The sequence below is a fragment of the Shinella yambaruensis genome (assembly GCF_022899355.1).
GTDB classification, from domain to species: Bacteria; Pseudomonadota; Alphaproteobacteria; order Rhizobiales; family Rhizobiaceae; genus Shinella; species Shinella yambaruensis.
On record NZ_JALJCK010000020.1, the window covers coordinates 18,052 to 38,292 of the forward strand.

Genomic DNA, 20,241 nt, shown 5'->3' on the forward strand with positions numbered 1-20,241 from the left:
ATCCATGAGCAAGACCGACAAGACACTCGCGATAACAATCGAGGCAACGCTTGCCGAGCGGATAATCTCGGGCCGGATACAACCCGGATCGCGCCTGCGCCAGGACCATGTTGCCGAGGAATTCGGGGCAAGCCATGTGCCGGTGCGTGAAGCATTCAGGCGTCTTGAGGCCAGGGGGCTGGCTTCAAGCGAGCCCCACAAGGGCGTCCGCGTCACCTCCTTCGACGTGGCGGAGCTGCGCGAGGTCGCACAGATGCGCGCGTCGCTGGAAGCGCTCGCCTTGAAGAATGCCGCCCCGAAACTGACCCGGGAACTGCTGCTGGAGGCGGAAAAGGCAACCGTGAGGGCCGAAAACGCGCAGAATGTGCGGCAGTGGGAAGAGGCCAACCGCGCATTCCACCGCATGATCCTTGCTCCATGCGGCATGCCGCGATTGATGGCCGCGATCGACGACCTTCATCTCGCCAGCGCACGTTTCCTGTTTGCGGCCTGGCGCTCGGACTGGGAGGCCCGCACCGACTACGACCACCGCGCGATCCTCGCGGCCTTGCGCGGCGGGCAGGTGAACGCCGCCTGCGATGTGCTGGCGCGCCATGTGGGTTGGATGGGGCGTGGCGCCGGCGCGCGGCCGAGCGTGGAAACCCAGGTCGCTGAAAAGCTTCTTGGCTGATTATCTATAATCTGCATTGCGGCCGGTGGAATTTTCTCGTTGTTATAGATTATCCGTAACAGCAGGAATGACATCATGCACCGATCCTCGCCGGCCAATATCCTCTCCATCGATCTTCTGCGCGCTTGCGGGCTTGTGATCGGGGCGGCAGTCCTGATTGCAGCCAGCGCCAAGGTGCAGATTCCGTTCTGGCCCGTTCCCATGACGCTGCACACGCTCGCGGTCCTGTCGTTGTCGGTCATCCTCGGGCCGCGCCTCGGCCTGGCGGCAATGGCGGCCTATCTCGGCGCGGGGCTCGCCGGCTTCCCCGTGTTCTCCGGGTCTCCCGCAAGGGGTGTTGGAGCGGCCTATCTGCTGGGCCCGACGGGCGGCTACCTTCTCGGATACCTGGTGGCAAGCTGGCTCACCGGCCGACTCGCCCGGGATGGCGGCGCTCTCCGCATCGCCCTGGCCATGCTTGCCGGCCTCTGCCTTGTCTACGCAGCCGGGCTTTCCTGGCTTGCCGGGTTCGTGCCCTCAAAATCCCTCGTCGCGACGGGCCTTGCCCCCTTCCTTCTGGCGGATCTGCTGAAGGTCGGTCTCGGCACAGCCATGATCTGCGGCTGGCGCAGCCTGCGCAGCGGGGCTGCGCGATGATCCGCACCGATTGGAGCATTGAAGAGGCGCAGGCCATCCACGACCTGCCCTTCCCCGAGATCATGTATCGTGCGCAGGACATGCACCGACGCAATTTCGATCCAACGGCCATCGAGACCGCAAGCCTGTTGTCGATCAAGACGGGAGGCTGCCCGGAAGATTGCGGATACTGTTCACAAAGCATCCACAACGATCCGGGCGTCAAGGCGACCAAGCTGATGGAACTCGACGAGGTGCTGCGATCGGCCCGGCGGGCCAAGGCTTCCGGGGCACAGAGATTCTGCATGGGCGCGGCCTGGCGAAGCCCGAAGGACCGCGACATGGACAAGCTCTGCGCCATGATCAAGGGGGTCCGGGAGATGGGGCTGCAAACCTGCATGACCCTCGGAATGCTTTCGCCCGAACAGGTGGAGCGCCTCAGAGCAGCGGGGCTCGATTTCTACAACCACAATATCGATACCTCGCTCGAATATTACGGCGAGATCACCACCACCCGGACGATGGAAGATCGCCTGGAAACCGTCGATCGCGTGCGCAAGGGCGGGATCAAGGTTTGTTGCGGCGGCATCCTCGGCATGGGGGAAGAGGCCGCCGACCGCATCTCCATGCTCGTGACGCTGGCGACCTTGCCCGTCCATCCCGACAGCGTCCCCATCAATCTCTGGAACGAGATCCGCAACACGCCGGTTGAGAAACGGGCAAAGCCCGTGGACCCGTTCGCCCTCGTCCGGGCCGTCGCCCTGGCACGGATCCTGATGCCGCGCAGCGTAATTCGCCTGTCGGCCGGCCGGACAGGCATGAGCCAGGAGCTCCAGGCGTTGTGTTTCGTCGCGGGGGCGAACTCCATCTTCGTCGGCGACGTTTTGCTGACAACGGAAAATCCGGCGGCCTGGCAGGATCGGGAGTTGATCGGCAAGCTGGGGATGCGGTTTGCCCCGCTGCGCGCGGCAACCGTGCCGATCGCCGCCGAGTGAGGTCATGGCGCCGGCAGCGGCGCCACAACACGCCAGCGCCGGCTGCAAGGCGGCGGGCCGCCCTCGCGTCAGTTCAGCAGATGCACCAGCCACAGTGAGATCGCCGGAAAGGCGAGGAGAACGACAAGGCGGACGAAGTCCGCGATGACGAAGGGGAATACCCCGCGATAGGTGCTCACGATCGGAACGTCCCGGGCGATTTTGTTGATGATGAAGACGTTAAGGCCAATCGGCGGCGCGGTGAGGCCGATACCGACGACGACGAGCACCAGTATGCCGAACCAGATTGCAACGTCCTCGGTCGGCATGCCGAAGTCGAGCGAGAGCACGACCGGCATGAAGACCGGCAGGGTCAGCAGGATCATGGCCAGTTCGTCCATCACCGCGCCGAGGACGATATAGGCCAGCATCATGCCGCAGATGACGGCATAGGGCGGCAGGGACGATTCGCCGATCATCGAAGCGAGCGTCATCGGCATCTGGGTCAGCGCCAGGAATGCGCCGAAGACCTCCGCGCCCAGCAGGATGAGGAAGATCATGCCGGTCGTTTCCGCCGTCTGGAGGAAGCTGTGCCGGATGTCCTCCAGGTCGAGGCGCCTCTGCGCAATGCCGACCGCCAGCATGATGGCGGCCCCGACGGCCGCCCCCTCGGTCGGCGTGAACACCTGGCCGTAGATGCCGCCGACGACGACCACCGCGATGGCCGCCGCCGGAACGACGGCGAAATCGGCAAGGACCATGAGCAGGCCGAGGATCGCCAGCAGCACCCCGCCGACCGCGCCGAGATATCCCGCAAGCCAGGCGCCCGCGGCAAGGAGAACCAGCACGGCGCCCGCGGGGCGGGCCCATGCGGGGCGCGGGGTGGCTGCCGGCGGCGCGAATTCGATCGGCGGTGCCAGCTCGGGATTGCGCCGAACGGCAACGGCGATCGCGACGATGTAGAACGCCACCGCGATGAGCCCGGGAATCAGGGCCGCCTGGAAAAGCTTGGCGATGTTCTGCTCGGCGGTAATGGCATAGATGACGAGGATGACCGAGGGCGGAATGAGGATGCCCAGCGTGCCGCCGGCCGCGATGGTGCCCGTGCCGAAGCCCGGATTCACGTTCGCCCGGCGCAGTTCCGGCAATGCCGCCCTTCCGAACGTGGCGGTGGTGGCGACCGACGAGCCGCAGATGGCGCCGAAGCCGGCGCAGGCGGCAATCACAGCCATCGGCATGCCGCCCCTCAGGCGGCCAAGGCTGTGTTCCGCCGCGCGCAGGAGCGTTGCCGCGATGCCAGAGCGCTCCGCCAGCGCCCCCATCAGCACGAACAGCGGAATGACCGACAGCGTATAGCTGGCGAACTGGCTGTAGGCGTTGGTCTGCAGATAGTAGATCAGGGCGTGGGGGCTCGACAGCCATGCATAGCCGGCAGCGCCGACCACCAGCATGGCCAGGGCGATGGGCATGCGCGCCGCGATCAGCAGCAGCATGGCGCCGAACCCGAGCAGCGCGATGGAGAATCCGCTCATCTGCCGCCTCCAAGCTTGCGAAAGGCGACCGCGAGCGTGATCAGGCAGGCGAGTGCGGCGAGAAGGGAGCAGGTGACATAGACGGGCCAGATCGGCCAAGCGATCTGGATCAGCGTTTCGCCATAGGCGCGTGCGCTCAACCCTCCGGCCAGGAGCCCCCAGGAGAAGAAGCCGAGGAACCCCGCCAGCAGGAGGTTCCAGAGCCCATCGACAACGGCATTCAAGCGCGATCGCAATTTGAGCGTGAAGGTATCGACGGCGATGTGGCCGCTCTTGGCTGCCGTATAGGCCAGAAAGGCGAACACCGCGGTTCCGACGCTGATCTCGACCAGCTCGTAGTCCCCCGGGATCGGTTTGTTGAACAGCCGGCGTCCGGCGACGCTGACCGTCACCAGCACAGCCGCAAAGCAGATGAGAATGCCGCCGGCCACGGCCAGCATGCCGGCCAGGCGCTCGACCCAGCCCGCTCGATGATCCGGGCGCGGTTGTTCGACCTTTTCCATGAAAGGCTCCATAGCGATCGTGGAGAGATGCGCCGGAACGGCCAGGGCACCGTCCCGGCGGTCCTGGTCAGGCCTTGGCGTATTTCTGGATCGCGTCCTGCGCAGCCTTGAGAAGCGCCTCGCCGTCGAGCCCCTTCGCCTTCATGTCGGCGACCCACGTGTCGCGAACCGGCGCCGTGGCTTCGACCCAGCGCGCCTTTTCCTCCTCGCTGATCGTGGTGACCTTGTTCTTGCCGCCGGCCTCGACCTTGGCGCGAACCTCGGCGCCAACCCTGTCCCACATTTCACCGGCGGCGTTTGCGAAGGCAAGGCCGCTGTTGCGGTCCAGGATCTCGCGCAGTTCGGGGGCAAGGCCCTCGTACCGCGCCTTGTTCATCGCCAGGAAGAAGGTCGCGGTATAGAGCGTCGGCGTGCCCGGTATTTCCAGATGATACGAGGTCAACTCATCGATCTTGAGCGAGGGCACAACCTCCCACGGCACGACGCAGCCGTCGATGGCGCGCTGCGCCAGCGCTTCCGGAATCTGCGGGATCGGCATGCCGACCGGTGTTGCGCCGAGCGCGCCAAGCGCTTCGCCGGCCAGGCGGGTCGGGTTGCGCAGCTTCAGTCCGGCAAGGTCTTCCTTCGTCCTGATTTCCGCATTGCTGTGGATCAGGCCGTGGTCATGGGCCCAGAAGCAGAGGATCTTGGTATCCGTCACCCCTGGAACGACATGGGCCTGGGAATATTCCTCGCAGGCCGGCGCGTTGACCGACGCCTTCTGCGCGGCGACGAACGGCAGTTCGAAGACCTCTGTCGAGGGGAACCGCCCGGGCGTGTTGCCCGGCAGGGTCCAGACGATGTCGACGACGCCGTTGACCGCCTGGTCATAGAGCTGCGGCGGCTTTCCGCCGAGCTGCATGGCCGGGAAGATCTCGACCGTGAGCTTGCCGTCGCTCTCGTCGGCCAGCATCTTGGCCCAGGGCATCAGCAGGTGCTGGTGGACATTGGCGGCCGGCGGCAGGAAGTGGTGCAGCCTGAGCGTAACGGCATCCTGAGCGCGTGCGATGGTGGACTTCAGAACAGCCGGGGCGGCAAGCGCAATCCCCGCGGTCGCCATGAACGTTCGCCTGGTGAATTCCATTCTCTCCTCCTTGGATCCGGCCTCCCCGCCTGCTCCTCCTCGAGCAGACGAATGCCTGATTTCATGCTGGAAGCGGCCGCGCCACACCAGCATATTTAACATGCTAAGCAAATTATGCAGGTTTCGCCCGATAATCAATAGGCGTGATCGCGGCCAGAACATTTACAGCCGAAGCCGCATCGCTTCGACGTCATGCTCGCCCAGGATGGAGCCGCCCGCGCAAGCCGACGGCAGGGGGAGAAGGAACGTTATTCATGGCGGGGGGATCACGGCTACAGTAGCGGCCCGACGATCGCGAGGGCATTGTTCCACAGGCGCCGCCCGATGCCCCAGGAGCCGACCTCCTCCGGCAGGATCCGCAGGCATTGCGTGAGATAGGTCTCCTGCCGGGCACGCAGGGTCGCCGTCAGGTCTGCATCCTCGACGAGGATGTTGTTCTCGTAGTTGAGGTCGAAGCTGCGCCGGTCCATGTTGGCCGAACCGATCAGCGTGATTTCCCCGTCCATGGTCAGCGTCTTGGCGTGAAGCAGCCCGGCTTCGTATTCGAAAATCTTCACCCCCGCATGGAGAAGGTCGGAATAATAGCTGCGGCTTGCCGCCGCGACGGCGAAGTCGTCGTTGCGCGCGGGGAAAACGAGGGTGGTGTCGACGCCCCGGTTGGCGCAGGCGCAGAGCGCCGCCTGCATCGCCGCGTCCGGCACATAGTAGGGCGTCGTGATAAACAGCGAGCGCTTCGCCGCATAGATGAGGCTCTCGAACATTTCCGGCATGGCCGAGTTGCGGAAGGTGGGGCCGGTGGCGATCACCTGCGCGGTGAAACCGGGCTTCACCGCTTCCATCGGCCGGCGCAGGAGATCGCTGATATCGCCACCGCCGTTGCCCATCCAGTCACTGGCGAAGAGATGCTGGTTCTGCCGCACCACCGGACCCTCGAACCGCATCAGCACATCGACCCAGGGGGCGAATTTCCTCTTGGGCAGGAACTCGGGATCAGCGCAGTTCTGGCTCCCGCAATAGGTGATGCGGTTGTCGATGACCGCGATCTTGCGGTGGTTGCGCAGATCGATGCGGCCGGTAAGCGCGCGCAGGAGCGGGTTGCCGATCACCAGCGCCCGGCGGACCTCCGCCCCCGCCGCCGCCATGTCCCGCCAGAGCGGGCCACGCACGAGATCGCGCGAACCGAGATCGTCGACGAGGACCCGGCAGGCAACCCCGCGCCGCGCGGCACGCTGCACCGCCTCCGCCACCTTCGTGCCGTTGCGGTCGGCAAGCCAGATGTAGAACAGGAGATGGACATGGTCGCCCGCCGCGTCGATATCCTTGACCATCGCATCGATGGCGGCGTTCGAGTCCTCCATCAGGCGGGCGCTGTTGCCGCCTACCGGCAGGTAGCCGCTGATCGACCTGCCGACGGCGAAGAGCGCCTCGTGCCTGTCCGGCGTCCGCGGCACGGCATGCCAGCCCGGCGCATCCTGTGGCCGCGGCAGGCCAAGGAACGCCGCCCTCAGCCGTTCCACACGCTTGCGCCCGACATTCGTCTGCCCGACGAGAAGATAAGCCAGCGCGCCGAGATAGGGCAGCGTCAGGACAAGAACGAGCCAGGCGGCGCGCGATTCCGGCTGCCGGTGCGGACGCAGGAGGATATGCGCGGCAGCAACCGCGACAACGAGAATGTGCACGGCCATGAACACCATATTGCGCCTCCACCCGTCGCATTCCCTTCACCGATCCCGTACCATCCCGAAAACCCCTGGGAAAGGCGAGACCACCCATGCGCGCATTGCGTCGTATCGTTGACGATATCCGGGCGCTGGTCCGTGCCAGCAGCATCCCGCACTCCCACCTGCGCGACAGGCTGAGCGCCGCCCTCGCGCTGACCTTCCTCGTTGACATCGTCGCGAGCGGCCTTCTTTTCCTTCTGGAGAGAAACCATTCGCAAACGGACATCCATACCTTCTGGGATGCGTTGTTCTTCACCACCTCGCAGTTGACGACGCTCTCCTCCGCCATGGCAAACCCCGTCACCGTGCCCGGAAAGGTGCTGTGCCTGCTGATCGATATCTATGCGATCACCGTGGTCGCGACCGTGGCCGGCATGTTCGGCGCCTTTTTCTCCCACCGCAGCGCCGATATCGCACGAGACGGGCAGCGGGATGGCCCCGACAGGCCGGCGTGAGGGATGGCCGGCCCGCCCCTCAAGGGGCATGCCCGTAGAGAAGATCGAGCGCGGCGAGCACGATGAGAAGATAGGTGCCGTTGCCGGCGGCGTCCTCGTCTTCGGAAAGGTCGAAGCGTTTCCACGCGCCTTGCCGGTTGCCGGCCTCGTATTCGCGGATCACCGTATCGGCGGTCTCACGGATCTCGGCGAACTGCGCGGGATCGAAATGCAGCCCCTCCCCGTCGGCGAAAAGACCGTGCGCCCTCAGAAAAGCCGCCATGGGCATGGACGTCCCGGAAAGATAGAACAGGAGGTCGCCGGCATCCATCGGCTGGTCCGCCGATTGGGGCACCAGGCCGACGCGGTCGGTCAGCAGACCGGCTTTCGCCTGGATGTCCTGCGTCAGTTGACGGGTCGTCACGAGGGTCATGACGTGCTCCCTTCGTCCTCGACGAGACTGAGAGCGCCGCCCTTGTGCGCGGCGATGTGGTCGGTCTTGTCGCTCTTGATCTCATATTGCGGATCATCGGGCGATGCCCGGTGGGTGTGGCCCTTGTAGTCGAAGTCTTCGGTATGGACGGCGATGATGGTGCCCGACACCCGGCCGGCCTCCGAATTCCAGGTGACATGGTCACCGACTGCAAATCGCCTGCTCACTCCGTCCTCCTTTCCTGCCGTTCCGCCTCACTCCGGCACCAGCGCCACCGCCGCTTCGGTCGTCAGCGTGCGGAAGGTCAGGCTTTCCTGCACATAGAGGTCGACGGTCGTGGCCGAATGGCCGAGATAGCCGATGGAGAAATCCTGCCCGACGGTCAGCTCGAAATCGCCGCCGCGCAGCGACAGGACGAGGCCGCCTTCGATGGCCGGCGCCCAGACGATCCCGCCGTCGACGATCCGCTCGATATGGTGGAAGACCGGATAGCCATCGTCGCTGCCGCCGCTCGCGGCGATATAGGCGTCGCTGCCGAGCACCAGCGCATATGGCCCCTGCACGCCGGCAAGGCGAAGCTGGCCGACCGCCCGCGCCACCGCATCGGAATAACGCTTCACGCCGGCCGGCAGCGGCACGGCGGGATTGCTCGCGGCCGCGCGGATACCCTCGATGCCGGCGGCGGCATAACCGTCGAACACGGCGCGGTCCTCGGCAAAGGCGATCGTGCGCATCGCCTCCTTGACCGGCGACCAGTCGCTGTCGAGCGCGCCGCGCTCCACGTCGTCGATGGCGCTGCGCGAAAGCTGGAAGGGCACGCGAAGCTCGACCAGCGCCTTGACCTCGCGTTTCACCGACTGCACGCCTTCGGCAGGCGGCGCGATCGGCATCACATGGCCCGTTCCGACCGCCGAAAGGCCGGAGCCTGAGGGACCGACCATGTCGACCACCCGGCGGGCGGCAAGGTGGCGCTTGAGCGTGCGCGACGCCTCTTCCTCGATTTCCGCCCAGGCGGCCTCGGAGACGGGTGCAAGTGCACGGTGCAGGTTATTCATGGGAAGCCCCTTTCCGGAGAGAGCCGATGCCGAGCGATCCGTCGCCGCGGCGCGAGGGTGGCGGGTCCGCCGCCGCCGGCGCAGCCGCCTCGGGCGCCGCAACGCCATCGGGCAGGACCGCGTCGAGGAAGGAGGCGGAGGGAATGAAGAACAGCGTGCCGGTGACCGCGCGGCTGAAATCGAGCAGCCGGTCGTAATTACCCGGCGGACGGCCGATGAACATGTTCTCCAGCATCATCTCGATCCGCCGCGGCGAGCGCGCATAGCCGATGAAATAGGTGCCGAACTCGCCCTTGCCGACGCTGCCGAACGGCATGTTGTCGCGGAGGATCTCCAGCTGCTCGCCATCCTCCTCGATCGTGGTGAGCGCGTTGTGCGCGTAACTCGGCTTGGCGGCATCGGAGAGCTCGATGTCTGAAAGCTTTTCCCGGCCGATGATCCTCTCCTGTTCGCAAACCGGCACACGGTTCCAGGCGGCGAGGTCATGCAGGTATTTCTGCACGATCACATAGCTGCCGCCGGCAAAATCCGGGTCCTCGTCGCCGATGATCGTGGCCGCCACGGCAGCGCCGTCGACCGGGTTTTCCGTGCCGTCGACGAAGCCGATCAGGTCGCGGTCGTCAAAATAGTTGAAGCCGTGCACCTCGTCTTCCGTCGAAACGAAGCCGGTCAGCCGGCTCATGATCTGGCTCGCCAGCTCGAAACAGAGATCCATGCGCGCGGCGCGGATGTGGAACAGAAGATCGCCGGGCGTGGCGACCGCATGGTGCTGGCCGCGGATTTCTCGGAAGGGATGCAGCTCCTTCGGGCGCGGCACGCCGAACAGCCGGTCCCAGGCATCCGAGCCGATGCCGAAGACGCAGGAGAGCCCGCCCTCCAGATCGCGGAAACCAACCGCCCGCAAAAGGCCGGACAGATCGGCACAAAGCGCGCGAACCGCAGTCTCGGCCTCCCGGCCGGGCCCGAGCGTGACGACCAGAAAGATGGCTGCGCGCGTCAGCCGCGCCGCGACCGGCTGCGGGACGACGGAAGGGAGGACTGCATTCATGGGCGACCTGCTCGACAATGGCGGGAAGAGACGAAGCCGGCTGGAAAGCCGGCTCAATCCATGTCGCGGAAGGCGTGTCCGTTTGCCTCGACCGCCTTCACCACATTGGAAGGTAGCGAGTCTTTTTCCACCGTGCCATCGAAAATCCAGTCCTTCGCATCGGCAATGTCGGGCAGGCCGGCGCCGGTGCGCACATAAAGGCCGATCGCCGGGTTTTGAGGGTTCAGATAGAGATCGTAGTTTTCCATGAGGGCACCCTGTGCTGGAGAAAACGGGGCGGCCGGAGGAAAGCCGCCCCGGAGCTGGTCAGAGGTCGACCGGACGGCCGGATTTTTCCTCTTCCAGCGTCACGGCGATATTGGCATTGGCCGACAGGCGCACCTTGTCGCCCTCGACGCCGGCCACGAAGCCCATCTCGATATAATGGTGGTGGCCTTCGTGATGGCCGAAGCTGTCGCTCTTCTTCAGCTTGATGCGGTTGCCTTCCACACGGTCGACCGTGCCCACATGCACGCCGTCGGCGCCAATGACTTCCATGTTTTCCCGGACCTTGTCGCTCATGCCATTTCTCCCTTTCGGATGATGTTCAGACCATGTCGAATTCGTCTTCATCGACGAATTCAGGCTTCCTGCCATTGAAGGTGATATCGCCATCGGCGGCGGAGACGCGAACGCTCGTTCCGTCGCGCACCTCGCCGGCGAGGATCATTTCCGCCAACGGATCTTGTACATAGCGTTGGATCGCCCGTTTCAAGGGACGCGCGCCGTAGGCCGGATCCCAGCCCTTTTCCGCCAGCCAGTCGCGGCCGGCGTCATCGAGGGTGACCGCGATCTTGCGCTCTTCCAGCATGCGGGCGAGGCGCGCGAACTGGATGTCGACGATCTTGCCCATGTCGCTCTTCTGCAGACGGTGAAAGAGGATCACGGCATCGATGCGGTTCAGGAACTCCGGCCGGAAATGCGCCCGGACCATCGTCATGACCTCATCGCGCACCGCGCTGGTCTTTTCCCCTTCCGGCTGGTTGACGAGGAATTCCGCGCCGATGTTGGAGGTCATGATGATGAGCGTGTTGCGGAAATCGACCGTCCTGCCCTGCCCGTCGGTCAGCCGGCCGTCATCCAGCACCTGTAGCAGGATGTTGAACGTGTCGGGATGGGCCTTCTCGATCTCGTCGAAGAGGATGACCTGATAGGGACGGCGGCGAACAGCCTCCGTCAGCACGCCGCCTTCGTCATAGCCGACATAGCCGGGCGGCGCGCCGATCAGCCTTGCGACGGAGTGTTTCTCCATGAATTCCGACATGTCGATGCGCAGCATCGCGGTGTCGTCGTCGAAGAGGAAGGCCGCGAGCGCCTTGGCAAGCTCGGTCTTGCCGACGCCCGTCGGGCCGAGGAACATGAAGGAGCCGATCGGCCGGTTCGGATCCTGGAGGCCCGCGCGCGACCGGCGCACGGCGGTGGAAACGGCACGCACCGCCTGCGCCTGCCCGACGACGCGCCTGCGCAGCGTCTCTTCCATGTGCAGCAGCTTTTCCCTCTCGCCCTCCAGCATCCGGTCGACCGGCACGCCCGTCCAGCGCGAGACGACCTCGGCGATATTGTCGGCGGTCACCGTTTCGCCGGTGGAGGAATGTTCGCCCTCCTCGATGGCCGCGAGCTTCTTTTCGAGCTCCGGGATCGTGCTGTAGGCAAGCTCCCCCGCCCGCTGGAATTCGCCCTTGCGCTGGGCGTTGGCGAGTTCCGTGCGCAGGTTCTCGAGCTCGCCCTTCAATCTCTGGGCGTCGGACAGCTTGCCCTTTTCCGCCTGCCATTTCGAGGTGAGGTCGGCCGAGCGGCGCTCCATGTCCGCCAGTTCCGTGTCCAGCGCCTTCAGCCGGCTTTTCGAACCTGCGTCGTGCTCCTTCTTCAAGGCCTCCTGCTCGATCTTGGCGCGGATGATCTCGCGGTCGAGGGAATCCAGCTCGTCCGGCTTGGAATCGACCTGCATCTTCAGCCGCGCCGCCGCCTCGTCCATCAGGTCGATGGCCTTGTCCGGCAGGAAGCGGTCGGTGATGTAGCGGTTGGAGAGCGTGGCGGCGGCGACGAGGGCGGAATCGGCGATGCGCACGCCATGGTGCAGCTCGTATTTCTCCTTGAGGCCGCGCAGGATGGAGATCGTATCCTCCACCGTGGGCTCGGGCACGAAGACCGGCTGGAAACGGCGGGCGAGCGCCGGATCCTTCTCCACATGCTTGCGATATTCGTCGAGCGTTGTCGCCCCCACGCAATGCAGCTCGCCACGCGCCAGCGCCGGCTTCAGGAGGTTGGAGGCGTCCATCGCGCCGTCCGTCTTGCCGGCACCGATCAGGGTATGCATCTCGTCGATGAAAAGGATGATGCCGCCGGCCGCGGAGGTCACCTCCTGCAGCACGGCCTTCAGGCGCTCCTCGAACTCGCCGCGATATTTCGCGCCGGCGATCAAGGCCCCCATGTCGAGGGCCATCAGGGCCTTGTCCTTGAGGCTTTCCGGCACGTCCCCGTTGACGATGCGCAGCGCCAGCCCTTCCACGATCGCCGTCTTGCCGACGCCCGGCTCGCCGATCAGAACCGGGTTGTTCTTCGTGCGGCGGGAGAGGACCTGGATGGTGCGGCGGATTTCCTCGTCGCGGCCGATCACCGGGTCGAGCTTGCCGTCGCGGGCGGCGCGCGTGAGGTCACGGGCATATTTCTTCAGCGCGTCATAGGCGTTTTCGGCCGAGGCACTGTCGGCGGTGCGGCCCTTGCGCAGCTTGTCGATGGCGGCGGCGAGGAGCGCCGCGTCGAGCCCGCTGCGGTCCAGAAGCTTGCCGGCGTCGCTCTGCCTGTCCTCCAGCATGGCCTGGAACAGGCGCTCGACCGTGACGAAGCTGTCGCCGGCCTTCTGTGCCAGCTTTTCCGCCGCGGACAGCAGCCGGGCGGCCTCCGAGGCGAGATAGACCTGGCCCGAGCCGCCCGTGACCTTCGGCAGCTTCGCCAGCTCCGTCTCCGTCACCGCAAGAAGGGTGCGCGCGCTGCCGCCGGCCCGTTCGACGAGGCCCGAGACCAGTCCCTCCTCGTCGTCCAGAAGAACCTTGAGCAGATGCAGGCTGGTGAATTGCTGGTTGCCCTCGCGCGTGGCCAGCGACTGTGCCGACTGAATGAAGCCGCGCGCGCGATCGGTAAATTTCTCGACGTCCATCGATCACCTCTCCCATGGGCCGGCCTGCCGCCGTCCTGCCTCGGGAAAGGAATTGCAACGGGCATGCCAGTCTTCATGACGAGAGAAATCAAGGGCTTGCGCTGCAGATTGGCAGCCGCTCAAGACAGAGTGTCGAAAAGCCCGCGGACATTCTGTCCGGCATTCCTGTCAGAAATCATCCTCTGTCGCCGGCAGCCAGACCTTGAAGGTCGTGCCTTCGCCGGGCTCGCTGCGGACCGTGATCTTGCCGCCGTGCTGCGACATCAGCATCTGGCTGATCGAAAGGCCGAGGCCGGTGCCTTCCCGGGATTTGGTGGTGAAGAAGGAAGCGAAGATCCTGCCCATCACGTCCGGCGTCATGCCCGCGCCGGTATCGCTCACCTCGATCTCGACGCCGTCCACGCCGCCATGCGCGGCATCGACGGTGCGCAGTCCAAGGCACCCGCCCCGCGGCATGGCATGGATGGCATTGACGATCAGGTTGACGAGAACCTGCTGAAGCTCCGTCCGGCTCATCCGGATCAGGCGCAGCGCGCGGTCCTCGCGCTCGACGGTGATCATCGTCTTCTTCAGGAGATGCTGCACCAGCGGCAGAGTGTCGGAAATGACATCGGCCGGGGCATAGTCCTCGGTAAAGCCGGCATATTCCTGCGGCTTGGCGAATTGCAAGAGCTTGGTGACGATCTCGGTGATGCGGTTCATCTGCTGGTTGATCAGGCGAAACTCCGTCTTCGCCTCCTCGGCGCCCGGCCCCATCATGTCGCGGATGATTTCGAGGTTGCCCTGCATGACGGCGATCGGGTTGTTGATCTCGTGGGCAACGCCGGCCGTGATCTCGCCGATGGCGGCGAGCTTCTCCGACATGACGAGCTGGCGCGTCGTCGTCTCCAGGCGCGCGGCGGTATCGCGCAGTTCGAGCGCCCGCTGCTCCGCCCGCTGGCTGAGCTGGTCGTTCCACAGGCGAAGCTCCGCGTCACGCGTCTGGATGCCGTCGAGGAGCCTGTCCAGCTCGCTCGCCACGAGACCGATCTCGTCGCGGTTTTCGACCGCCCCGGTCCGCGCCGCAAGGTCCCCGTCCTCGACCCGCGCGATGGTCTCCTTCATGCGTTCGAGCGGCCTGAAGATGGTGCGGGCCCAAATGAGGAAGAGCGGCACCGTGGCGAGGACGGCAAGCAGGAAAGCGACGCCCATCGTCAGCCATGTCTCGTGTTTCGCCTTGGCGAAGGGCGCCTCGACGAAGCCGGCGTAAAGCATGCCCACCCGGCGGCCGTAGCTGTCCACGATCGGCTCATAGGCCGAGACATACCAGTCGTTGACGACGAAGGCACTGTCGAGCCAGGTCTTGCCCTGGTCCAGCACCGTGCTGCGCACCTCTTCGGAAACGCGGGTGCCGATGGCGCGCCGATCACCGAACAGGCGTACATTCGTACTGACGCGTATATCGTCGAGAAAGAGCGTGGCGGTGCCCTGCGTGCCGTCGGGCTGCGTGGAACCGTGATAGATGAGATCGTTGATCGCATCGACGAAACCGAGGTTGCGATTGAGCAGGATGCCGCCGACGAGCGCGGCACGCCGCCCGTCCGGCAAAAGCAGCGTGGCGGCCGATTGGAGAACGAGCCCGCGCGTCTCGACGAGACCACCCGGCGCGCCGTCACGCACCACGGGCACGATCTCGACGCGCGCCCTCTCCGCCAGTTGCGGGGAGAGCGCCGAAAGCTCCGAACCGGCGAACACGTCGATCGCCGTCCTCGACCGGCCGGCAAGCGCCGAAACCACCACCGGCCAGTCCCAGCGCAGCGTTGCGGGCGTCGCCGCCTTGTCGCCGGCAAGGATCTCGCCGTCGTCAGCAACCACATACAAGAAATCGAACCCGCCGCGCTGCGCGGTCGCCTCGAGATAGACCGGAAACGCCCGGTCCGACTCGTTCCCGGCGCGCAGCAGCTGGCGGAAGCGCTCGGATTCTCCGATGGCGACCAGCCTGTTTTCGGTGTTTTCCAGAATACGGGAAAGATATTGGCGTGCGATCGTCAGGTCGTCGTTCACCTTCGCGATCGTCACCGCGTCGAAACGATCGTTCCACCGGTCGATGCCGATCGCGAGCAGGACCGGCAGGACGACCAGCATCGGAACCAGCGCGATCGCCAGCAGGCGGTAGCGCACCGACCGCCGGAAGAAGCCCGATTTTTCGCTCGCCTCAGCCATACCAGCTTGCATATTTTCGATCGATGGTCTTGCGCGAAATGCCGAGGCGCCGCGCCGCTTCCTCCCGGTCGCCGCGCGCCTCCCGCAGCACGGCAAGGATATGCCGCCGCTCCATATCGGCAAGGTTCTCGCTGCGCGGCTGGTCGTCATCCGCCGCGACAGGCCCGATGCTGGCGGGAAAGCCGCCGAGGATGACGCTGCGCTCGATCAGGTTGCGCAGCTCGCGAATATTGCCGGGCCAGTCGTAGCGGAGCATCGCGGCTTCCGCCTTCTCGTCGATGCGAACGGGCGGCATGCCGAGCTGCTGGGAGAGTTCCCGCATGAACATGTCCGCCAGTTCCAGCACGTCCTCGCCCCGGTCGCGCAGGGGCGGAAGATGGATCTGGATGACGTTGATGCGGAAATAGAGGTCCGCCCGGAAGGTACCTGCCTCCACGCGCTTGGCGAGATCGGCATTGGTGGCGAAGATGAAGCGGGCATCGAAGGGAACCTCTCGCTCCGAGCCGACCGGCCGCACGCGCCGGTCTTCGAGGACGCGCAGCAGCTTGGTCTGCAGCGGCAGGGGCAGCTCCCCGACCTCGTCGAGAAACACCGTGCCGCCATGCGCATGCAGCATCAGGCCTTCACGGCTGCGGCTGGCGCCCGTGAAGGCGCCCTTGAGGTGACCAAACAGTTCGCTCTCGATCATGTCCGCCGGAATCGCGCCGCAGTTGATCGGCACGAAGAGCTTGTCGGCCCGGTCGGACAGCATATGCAGGGAGCGCGCCGCCACCTCCTTGCCGGTGCCCGACTGGCCGGTCAGGAGAACGGATGTCGGCAGCGGCGCGATACGGGCAATCGTCTCCCGGATGTGCTGGATGGCCTTGGACCCGCCGAGAAGCTTGTTGCGCAGGAGAAGCTGGTGCGACGGCGAGGTCAGTTCGTGGCGCAGCACGTCGTTCTCGCGCTGCAGCCGCTTGCGGTCCAGGCAGCGGGCAATGGCGTTGAGCAGCTGGTTCGAGCGGAAGGGCTTCAGGATGAAATCCACCACGCCGGCCCGCAGCGCATCGATGGCCGTGTCGAGGTCGGCATAGGCCGTCATCAGGATGACATCTGCAAAGAAGCCGATGGCGCGCTGCTCGGCCAGCCATTCGAGACCGGTCTGGCCGGGCATGATGTTGTCCATGATCACGACGTCGAAATTCTGCTCGTCGAGCTTGCGGGACGCCTCCACCGTATTGGCGGCGACATCGATCAGCCGGCAGCGCGGCCGCAGCGTCTTGATCAGGAAGTTGCAGATGCCGGGCTCGTCGTCGACGATGAGGATCGCGGCCTGGGCCAGCCATGGCCCGAACTCCGCAAGGCCGGGCGGCTCCGCCGCGCTTTTGTTCTGTCCCATCGTCCCGTCCTTTCCGTTTCCGCCGTCAGTCCCTGTTTTCGCCGACGTGCTTTCGCAGGGCGTCGAGCGCCTGGCGCATGCCGTGCAGCTGGTCCATCAGGTGCAGGATGACGTCGATGCCGGCATCGTTCGCGCCGAGGCCCGCGCGCAGCTCCAGGATCAGACGTGCCCGGGCGATGTCGATCTCCCGGAACCGCGGGCCCGACGGCGTCTGCTCGGGCACCAGCCATTCCTGCGCGATCCACACGTCCACAACCTGTCCCTTCAGCCCGGCGCTCTCCAGGAACGCCTCCTTGCTCATCGCCATGATCAGGCCTCCTCACGCGGATTGAACGCCTGCCCCTTCGCCCAGCCGGCCACGAAGGCCTCCAACGCCGGGTCCGGCGGGCTCGGCAGAACCACCTTCAGCCGCACCAGCTGGTCGCCGAAGCCCCCGCCCCGACGCGGCGCCCCCTTGCCCTTCAGCCGCAGCGTCGTGCCCGTGTTCGAGCCCTTCGGAACCGTCATCGTCACCGCGCCCGTGGCCGTCGGAACCCGCACCCGGCTGCCCAGAACCGCCTCGCCCAGCGAGACCGGCAGCTCGAGCGTGATGTCGTCGCCCTCCCGCGTGAAGCGCGGATCGGCCAGCACCTCCACCTCGATCAGTGCATCGCCCGCCCCGCCGCCGCCCGGCGCCCCCTTGCCCTTCAGCCGGATCACCTGGCCGCTGACCAGGCCCGGCGGGATCTTCACGTCCAGCGTGCCGCCGTCCGGCAGCGTGATGCGCCGCGTCGCCCCGGCGATGGAATCGGCGAAGGCGATCTCCAGCCGGTAGTGCAGGTCCGCGCCGCGCCGGTTCGCCCGCCCCTTCTGGCTGCGGCGCAGGAGGTCGGCGAAGATGTCGTCGCCGTCCATGAAGTCGGCATAGGCCGAGGCATCCGCATAGGGATGGTCCGCCGGCCCGCCGGCATAGTCGCGGTAATAGCCCTGGCGCGGCGGGCGCTCGGCGCCGGCGGCGTCGATCTCGCCCGCGTCGAAGCGCTTGCGCTTGTCCGCATCGCCCAAAAGGTCATAGGCCGCGGCGACCTCCTTGAACTTGTCCTCCGCCGCCTTGTCGCCCGGATTGAGGTCCGGGTGCAGCTTCTTGGCAAGCTTGCGGTACGCACTCTGGATCTCGGCCGCCGTCGCGCCGGGCACAACGCCGAGAACATCATAGGGACTTGTCACGACCGGCTCCAAATCGGGTTGTGTCGATCATAATTAGGCCATGGCGGGCTTCCGGCAACGAGGCAGACTGCCCCGCCGCCGAATTTCCCCCATCATCCTCATTTGCGCTCGTCGTCGGGAACCTCGCTGAACTCCGCATCGACGACGCCGTCCTCCGCCGGGGCCGACGACGCCGCACCGGCGGACGCGGAAGACTGGGCGAGCGCCGAGACCTTCTCCTGCAAGGCCTCCGCCTTCTCGCGGATCGCGGCCGCATCCTCGCCGCCCAGCGCATCGCGCACGGCCACCGCCGCGGCTTCGACCGCCTGGCGATCCGCAGGGGCGGCGGCCGTCCCCTCTTCGGCAAGCGCCTTTTCGGCCGTATGCAGCACGGCTTCGGCGACGTTCCGCGCCTCGACGACCTCCTTGCGCTTGCGATCCTCGGCCGCATGCGTCTCGGCATCCCTGACCATGCGCTCGATATCCGCCTCGGAAAGACCGCCGGAGGCCTGGATCTGGATGCGCTGCTCCTTGCCGGTGCCCTTGTCCTTCGCAGAGACGTTGACGATGCCGTTGGCGTCGATGTCGAAGGTCACCTCGATCTGCGGCACGCCGCGCGGGGCGGGCGCGATGCCCATCAGGTCGAACTGGCCGAGCATCTTGTTGTCGGCCGCCATCTCGCGCTCGCCCTGGAAGACACGGATCGTCACGGCGCTCTGGTTGTCCTCGGCGGTGGAGAAGGTCTGGCTCTTCTTAGCCGGCACCGTGGTGTTGCGCTCGATGAGACGGGTGAAGACGCCGCCGAGCGTTTCGAGGCCGAGCGAGAGCGGCGTCACGTCGAGCAGCAGCACGTCCTTGACATCGCCCTGAAGCACGCCCGCCTGGATGGCCGCGCCGACAGCGACCACCTCGTCCGGGTTGACGCCCTTGTGCGGTTCCTTGCCGAAGATCTTCTGCACGGTCTCCTGAATCTTCGGCATGCGCGTCATGCCGCCGACCAGCACCACCTCGGCGACATCCTTGGCGTCGAGGCCCGCGTCCTTCAGCGCATTGAGGCAGGGCTCGATGGTCCGCTGCACGAGGTCCTCCACCAGCGCTTCGAATTTCGAGCGGGTGATCTTCACCTGAAGGTGCTTCGGCCCCGTCGCGTCCGCGGTGATGAACGGCAGGTTGACCTCGGTCTGCGTGGAGGAGGACAGCTCGATCTTCGCCTTTTCCGCCGCTTCCTTCAGGCGCTGGAGGGCGAGCTTGTCCTTGCGGAGGTCGATGCCCTGGTCCTTCCTGAATTCGTCGGCGATGTACTCGACCAAGCGCATGTCGAAATCCTCGCCGCCGAGGAAGGTATCGCCATTGGTGGACTTGACCTCGAAGACCCCGTCGCCGATGTCGAGGATGGAAATGTCGAAGGTGCCGCCGCCGAGGTCGTAGACGGCGATCTTGGCCTGCTTCTTCTTCTCGAGGCCATAGGCGAGCGCGGCGGCCGTCGGCTCGTTGATGATGCGCAGCACCTCCAGGCCCGCGATCTTGCCCGCATCCTTGGTGGCCTGGCGCTGGGCGTCGTTGAAATAGGCGGGAACCGTGATGACCGCCTGCGTCACCGCCTCGCCGAGATTGGCTTCCGCGGTCTCCTTCATCTTCTGCAGGATCATCGCCGAGATCTGCGAGGGCGAGTAGGGCTTGCCTTCCGCCTCCACCCAGGCATCGCCATTGCCCGCCTTGACGATCTTGTAGGGCACCAGCCCCTGGTCCTTGGTCACGGTCGGATCGTCATAGCGCCGGCCGATCAGGCGCTTGACGGCGAAGATCGTGTTCGTTGGATTGGTCACGGCCTGCCGGCGGGCCGGCTGCCCGACGAGCCGCTCCCCGTCGCTGGTGAAGGCGACGATCGACGGGGTCGTGCGCGCGCCTTCCGAATTCTCGATGATACGCGCCGCCTTGCCGTCCATGACCGCCACGCAGGAATTGGTTGTCCCCAGATCGATACCGATGACCTTTGCCATTGCGAACTCCTCCTTGCTGTTGCTCTTCCGGTCGGCGGATGCCGTCGCCATCCGTTTTCTCAGCAATGCCCATGCCAGTTCGCAAGCCGCGGAAATTCAATCATTTAAGAGAAGGAAGGCCACCGCCGCAGACAAGCTGTCCGCCTTTCGGGGGACAATCTGTCGGCGTGGG

At 65.7% G+C, this 20,241-nt stretch carries 20 protein-coding genes; 4 read left to right on the forward strand and 16 right to left on the reverse strand.

What is annotated here, in order from left to right; all coding sequences use genetic code 11:
- Window positions 1-4 precede the first annotated feature (4 nt).
- The 3 genes from MUU56_RS30035 (at window position 5) to bioB (ending at window position 2,280) form a co-directional block, all read left to right on the forward strand.
- On the forward strand, window positions 5-670 hold the full coding sequence (locus MUU56_RS30035) for a GntR family transcriptional regulator (RefSeq protein ID WP_245082048.1): 666 nt from the start codon (window positions 5-7) through the stop codon (window positions 668-670).
- A gap of 75 nt (window positions 671-745) precedes the next feature.
- Window positions 746-1,306, forward strand: a complete 561-nt coding sequence (locus tag MUU56_RS30040) for a biotin transporter BioY (protein WP_245082050.1) — start codon at window positions 746-748, stop codon at window positions 1,304-1,306.
- Complete coding sequence (bioB, locus tag MUU56_RS30045; protein ID WP_245082053.1) at window positions 1,303-2,280, forward strand: biotin synthase BioB; 978 nt, start codon at window positions 1,303-1,305, stop codon at window positions 2,278-2,280. The genes MUU56_RS30040 and bioB overlap by 4 nt, the downstream gene beginning before the upstream one ends.
- A gap of 68 nt (window positions 2,281-2,348) precedes the next feature.
- On the opposite strand, the gene MUU56_RS30050 is transcribed toward bioB, so the two are convergent.
- The 4 genes from MUU56_RS30050 to cls all read right to left on the reverse strand — a co-directional run bounded on the left by MUU56_RS30050 (window position 2,349) and on the right by cls (window position 7,111).
- Window positions 2,349-3,791, reverse strand: a complete 1,443-nt coding sequence (locus MUU56_RS30050; protein ID WP_245082055.1) for a TRAP transporter large permease — start codon at window positions 3,789-3,791, stop codon at window positions 2,349-2,351.
- On the reverse strand, window positions 3,788-4,294 hold the full coding sequence (locus MUU56_RS30055; protein ID WP_245082061.1) for a TRAP transporter small permease: 507 nt from the start codon (window positions 4,292-4,294) through the stop codon (window positions 3,788-3,790). Before MUU56_RS30055 ends, MUU56_RS30050 begins: the two co-directional genes overlap by 4 nt.
- Before the next feature lie 67 nt (window positions 4,295-4,361).
- Window positions 4,362-5,417, reverse strand: coding sequence for a TRAP transporter substrate-binding protein (locus MUU56_RS30060; protein ID WP_245082070.1), 1,056 nt, complete (start codon window positions 5,415-5,417; stop codon window positions 4,362-4,364).
- A gap of 272 nt (window positions 5,418-5,689) precedes the next feature.
- Window positions 5,690-7,111 carry a cardiolipin synthase gene (gene cls / locus MUU56_RS30065; RefSeq protein WP_245082073.1) on the reverse strand — a complete coding sequence of 474 codons (1,422 nt, stop codon included), beginning with the start codon at window positions 7,109-7,111 and terminating at the stop codon, window positions 5,690-5,692.
- Window positions 7,112-7,188: 77 nt separating this feature from the next.
- Between cls and MUU56_RS30070 the strand changes: the two genes are divergently transcribed.
- Window positions 7,189-7,593, forward strand: coding sequence for a hypothetical protein (locus tag MUU56_RS30070; RefSeq protein WP_245082087.1), 405 nt, complete (start codon window positions 7,189-7,191; stop codon window positions 7,591-7,593).
- A 19-nt stretch (window positions 7,594-7,612) separates the two neighbouring features.
- On the opposite strand, the gene MUU56_RS30075 is transcribed toward MUU56_RS30070, so the two are convergent.
- The 12 genes from MUU56_RS30075 to dnaK form a co-directional block, all read right to left on the reverse strand.
- Complete coding sequence (locus tag MUU56_RS30075; protein WP_245082090.1) at window positions 7,613-8,005, reverse strand: hypothetical protein; 393 nt, start codon at window positions 8,003-8,005, stop codon at window positions 7,613-7,615.
- The gene (locus tag MUU56_RS30080) at window positions 8,002-8,232 is read right to left on the reverse strand and encodes a hypervirulence associated TUDOR domain-containing protein (RefSeq protein WP_245082093.1); all 231 of its coding nucleotides are present in this window, start codon (window positions 8,230-8,232) and stop codon (window positions 8,002-8,004) included. The genes MUU56_RS30075 and MUU56_RS30080 overlap by 4 nt, the downstream gene beginning before the upstream one ends.
- A gap of 27 nt (window positions 8,233-8,259) precedes the next feature.
- Complete coding sequence (locus MUU56_RS30085; protein WP_245082096.1) at window positions 8,260-9,060, reverse strand: family 1 encapsulin nanocompartment shell protein; 801 nt, start codon at window positions 9,058-9,060, stop codon at window positions 8,260-8,262.
- A complete protein-coding gene (locus tag MUU56_RS30090) occupies window positions 9,053-10,108 on the reverse strand; it encodes a Dyp-type peroxidase (RefSeq protein ID WP_245082098.1) in 1,056 nt (351 codons plus the stop codon). The genes MUU56_RS30085 and MUU56_RS30090 overlap by 8 nt, the downstream gene beginning before the upstream one ends.
- Before the next feature lie 53 nt (window positions 10,109-10,161).
- On the reverse strand, window positions 10,162-10,356 hold the full coding sequence (locus tag MUU56_RS30095; protein WP_245082100.1) for a hypothetical protein: 195 nt from the start codon (window positions 10,354-10,356) through the stop codon (window positions 10,162-10,164).
- A gap of 58 nt (window positions 10,357-10,414) precedes the next feature.
- Window positions 10,415-10,669: a DUF2171 domain-containing protein gene (locus MUU56_RS30100; RefSeq protein WP_245082102.1), complete on the reverse strand. Its 255-nt coding sequence runs from the start codon at window positions 10,667-10,669 to the stop codon at window positions 10,415-10,417.
- A 25-nt stretch (window positions 10,670-10,694) separates the two neighbouring features.
- On the reverse strand, window positions 10,695-13,304 hold the full coding sequence (gene clpB, locus MUU56_RS30105) for an ATP-dependent chaperone ClpB (protein ID WP_245082109.1): 2,610 nt from the start codon (window positions 13,302-13,304) through the stop codon (window positions 10,695-10,697).
- Window positions 13,305-13,472: 168 nt separating this feature from the next.
- Window positions 13,473-15,506, reverse strand: coding sequence for a sensor histidine kinase (locus tag MUU56_RS30110; RefSeq protein WP_245082111.1), 2,034 nt, complete (start codon window positions 15,504-15,506; stop codon window positions 13,473-13,475).
- The gene (locus tag MUU56_RS30115) at window positions 15,499-16,884 is read right to left on the reverse strand and encodes a sigma-54-dependent transcriptional regulator (protein WP_245082114.1); all 1,386 of its coding nucleotides are present in this window, start codon (window positions 16,882-16,884) and stop codon (window positions 15,499-15,501) included. The genes MUU56_RS30110 and MUU56_RS30115 overlap by 8 nt, the downstream gene beginning before the upstream one ends.
- 25 nt (window positions 16,885-16,909) lie before the next feature.
- Complete coding sequence (locus MUU56_RS30120; protein ID WP_245082117.1) at window positions 16,910-17,191, reverse strand: chaperone modulator CbpM; 282 nt, start codon at window positions 17,189-17,191, stop codon at window positions 16,910-16,912.
- Window positions 17,192-17,193: 2 nt separating this feature from the next.
- Window positions 17,194-18,090: a DnaJ C-terminal domain-containing protein gene (locus MUU56_RS30125; protein WP_245082127.1), complete on the reverse strand. Its 897-nt coding sequence runs from the start codon at window positions 18,088-18,090 to the stop codon at window positions 17,194-17,196.
- Window positions 18,091-18,188: 98 nt separating this feature from the next.
- Entirely contained in the window at window positions 18,189-20,069 is a 1,881-nt protein-coding gene (gene dnaK, locus MUU56_RS30130) for a molecular chaperone DnaK (protein WP_245082130.1), read from the reverse strand.
- Window positions 20,070-20,241 lie beyond the last annotated feature (172 nt).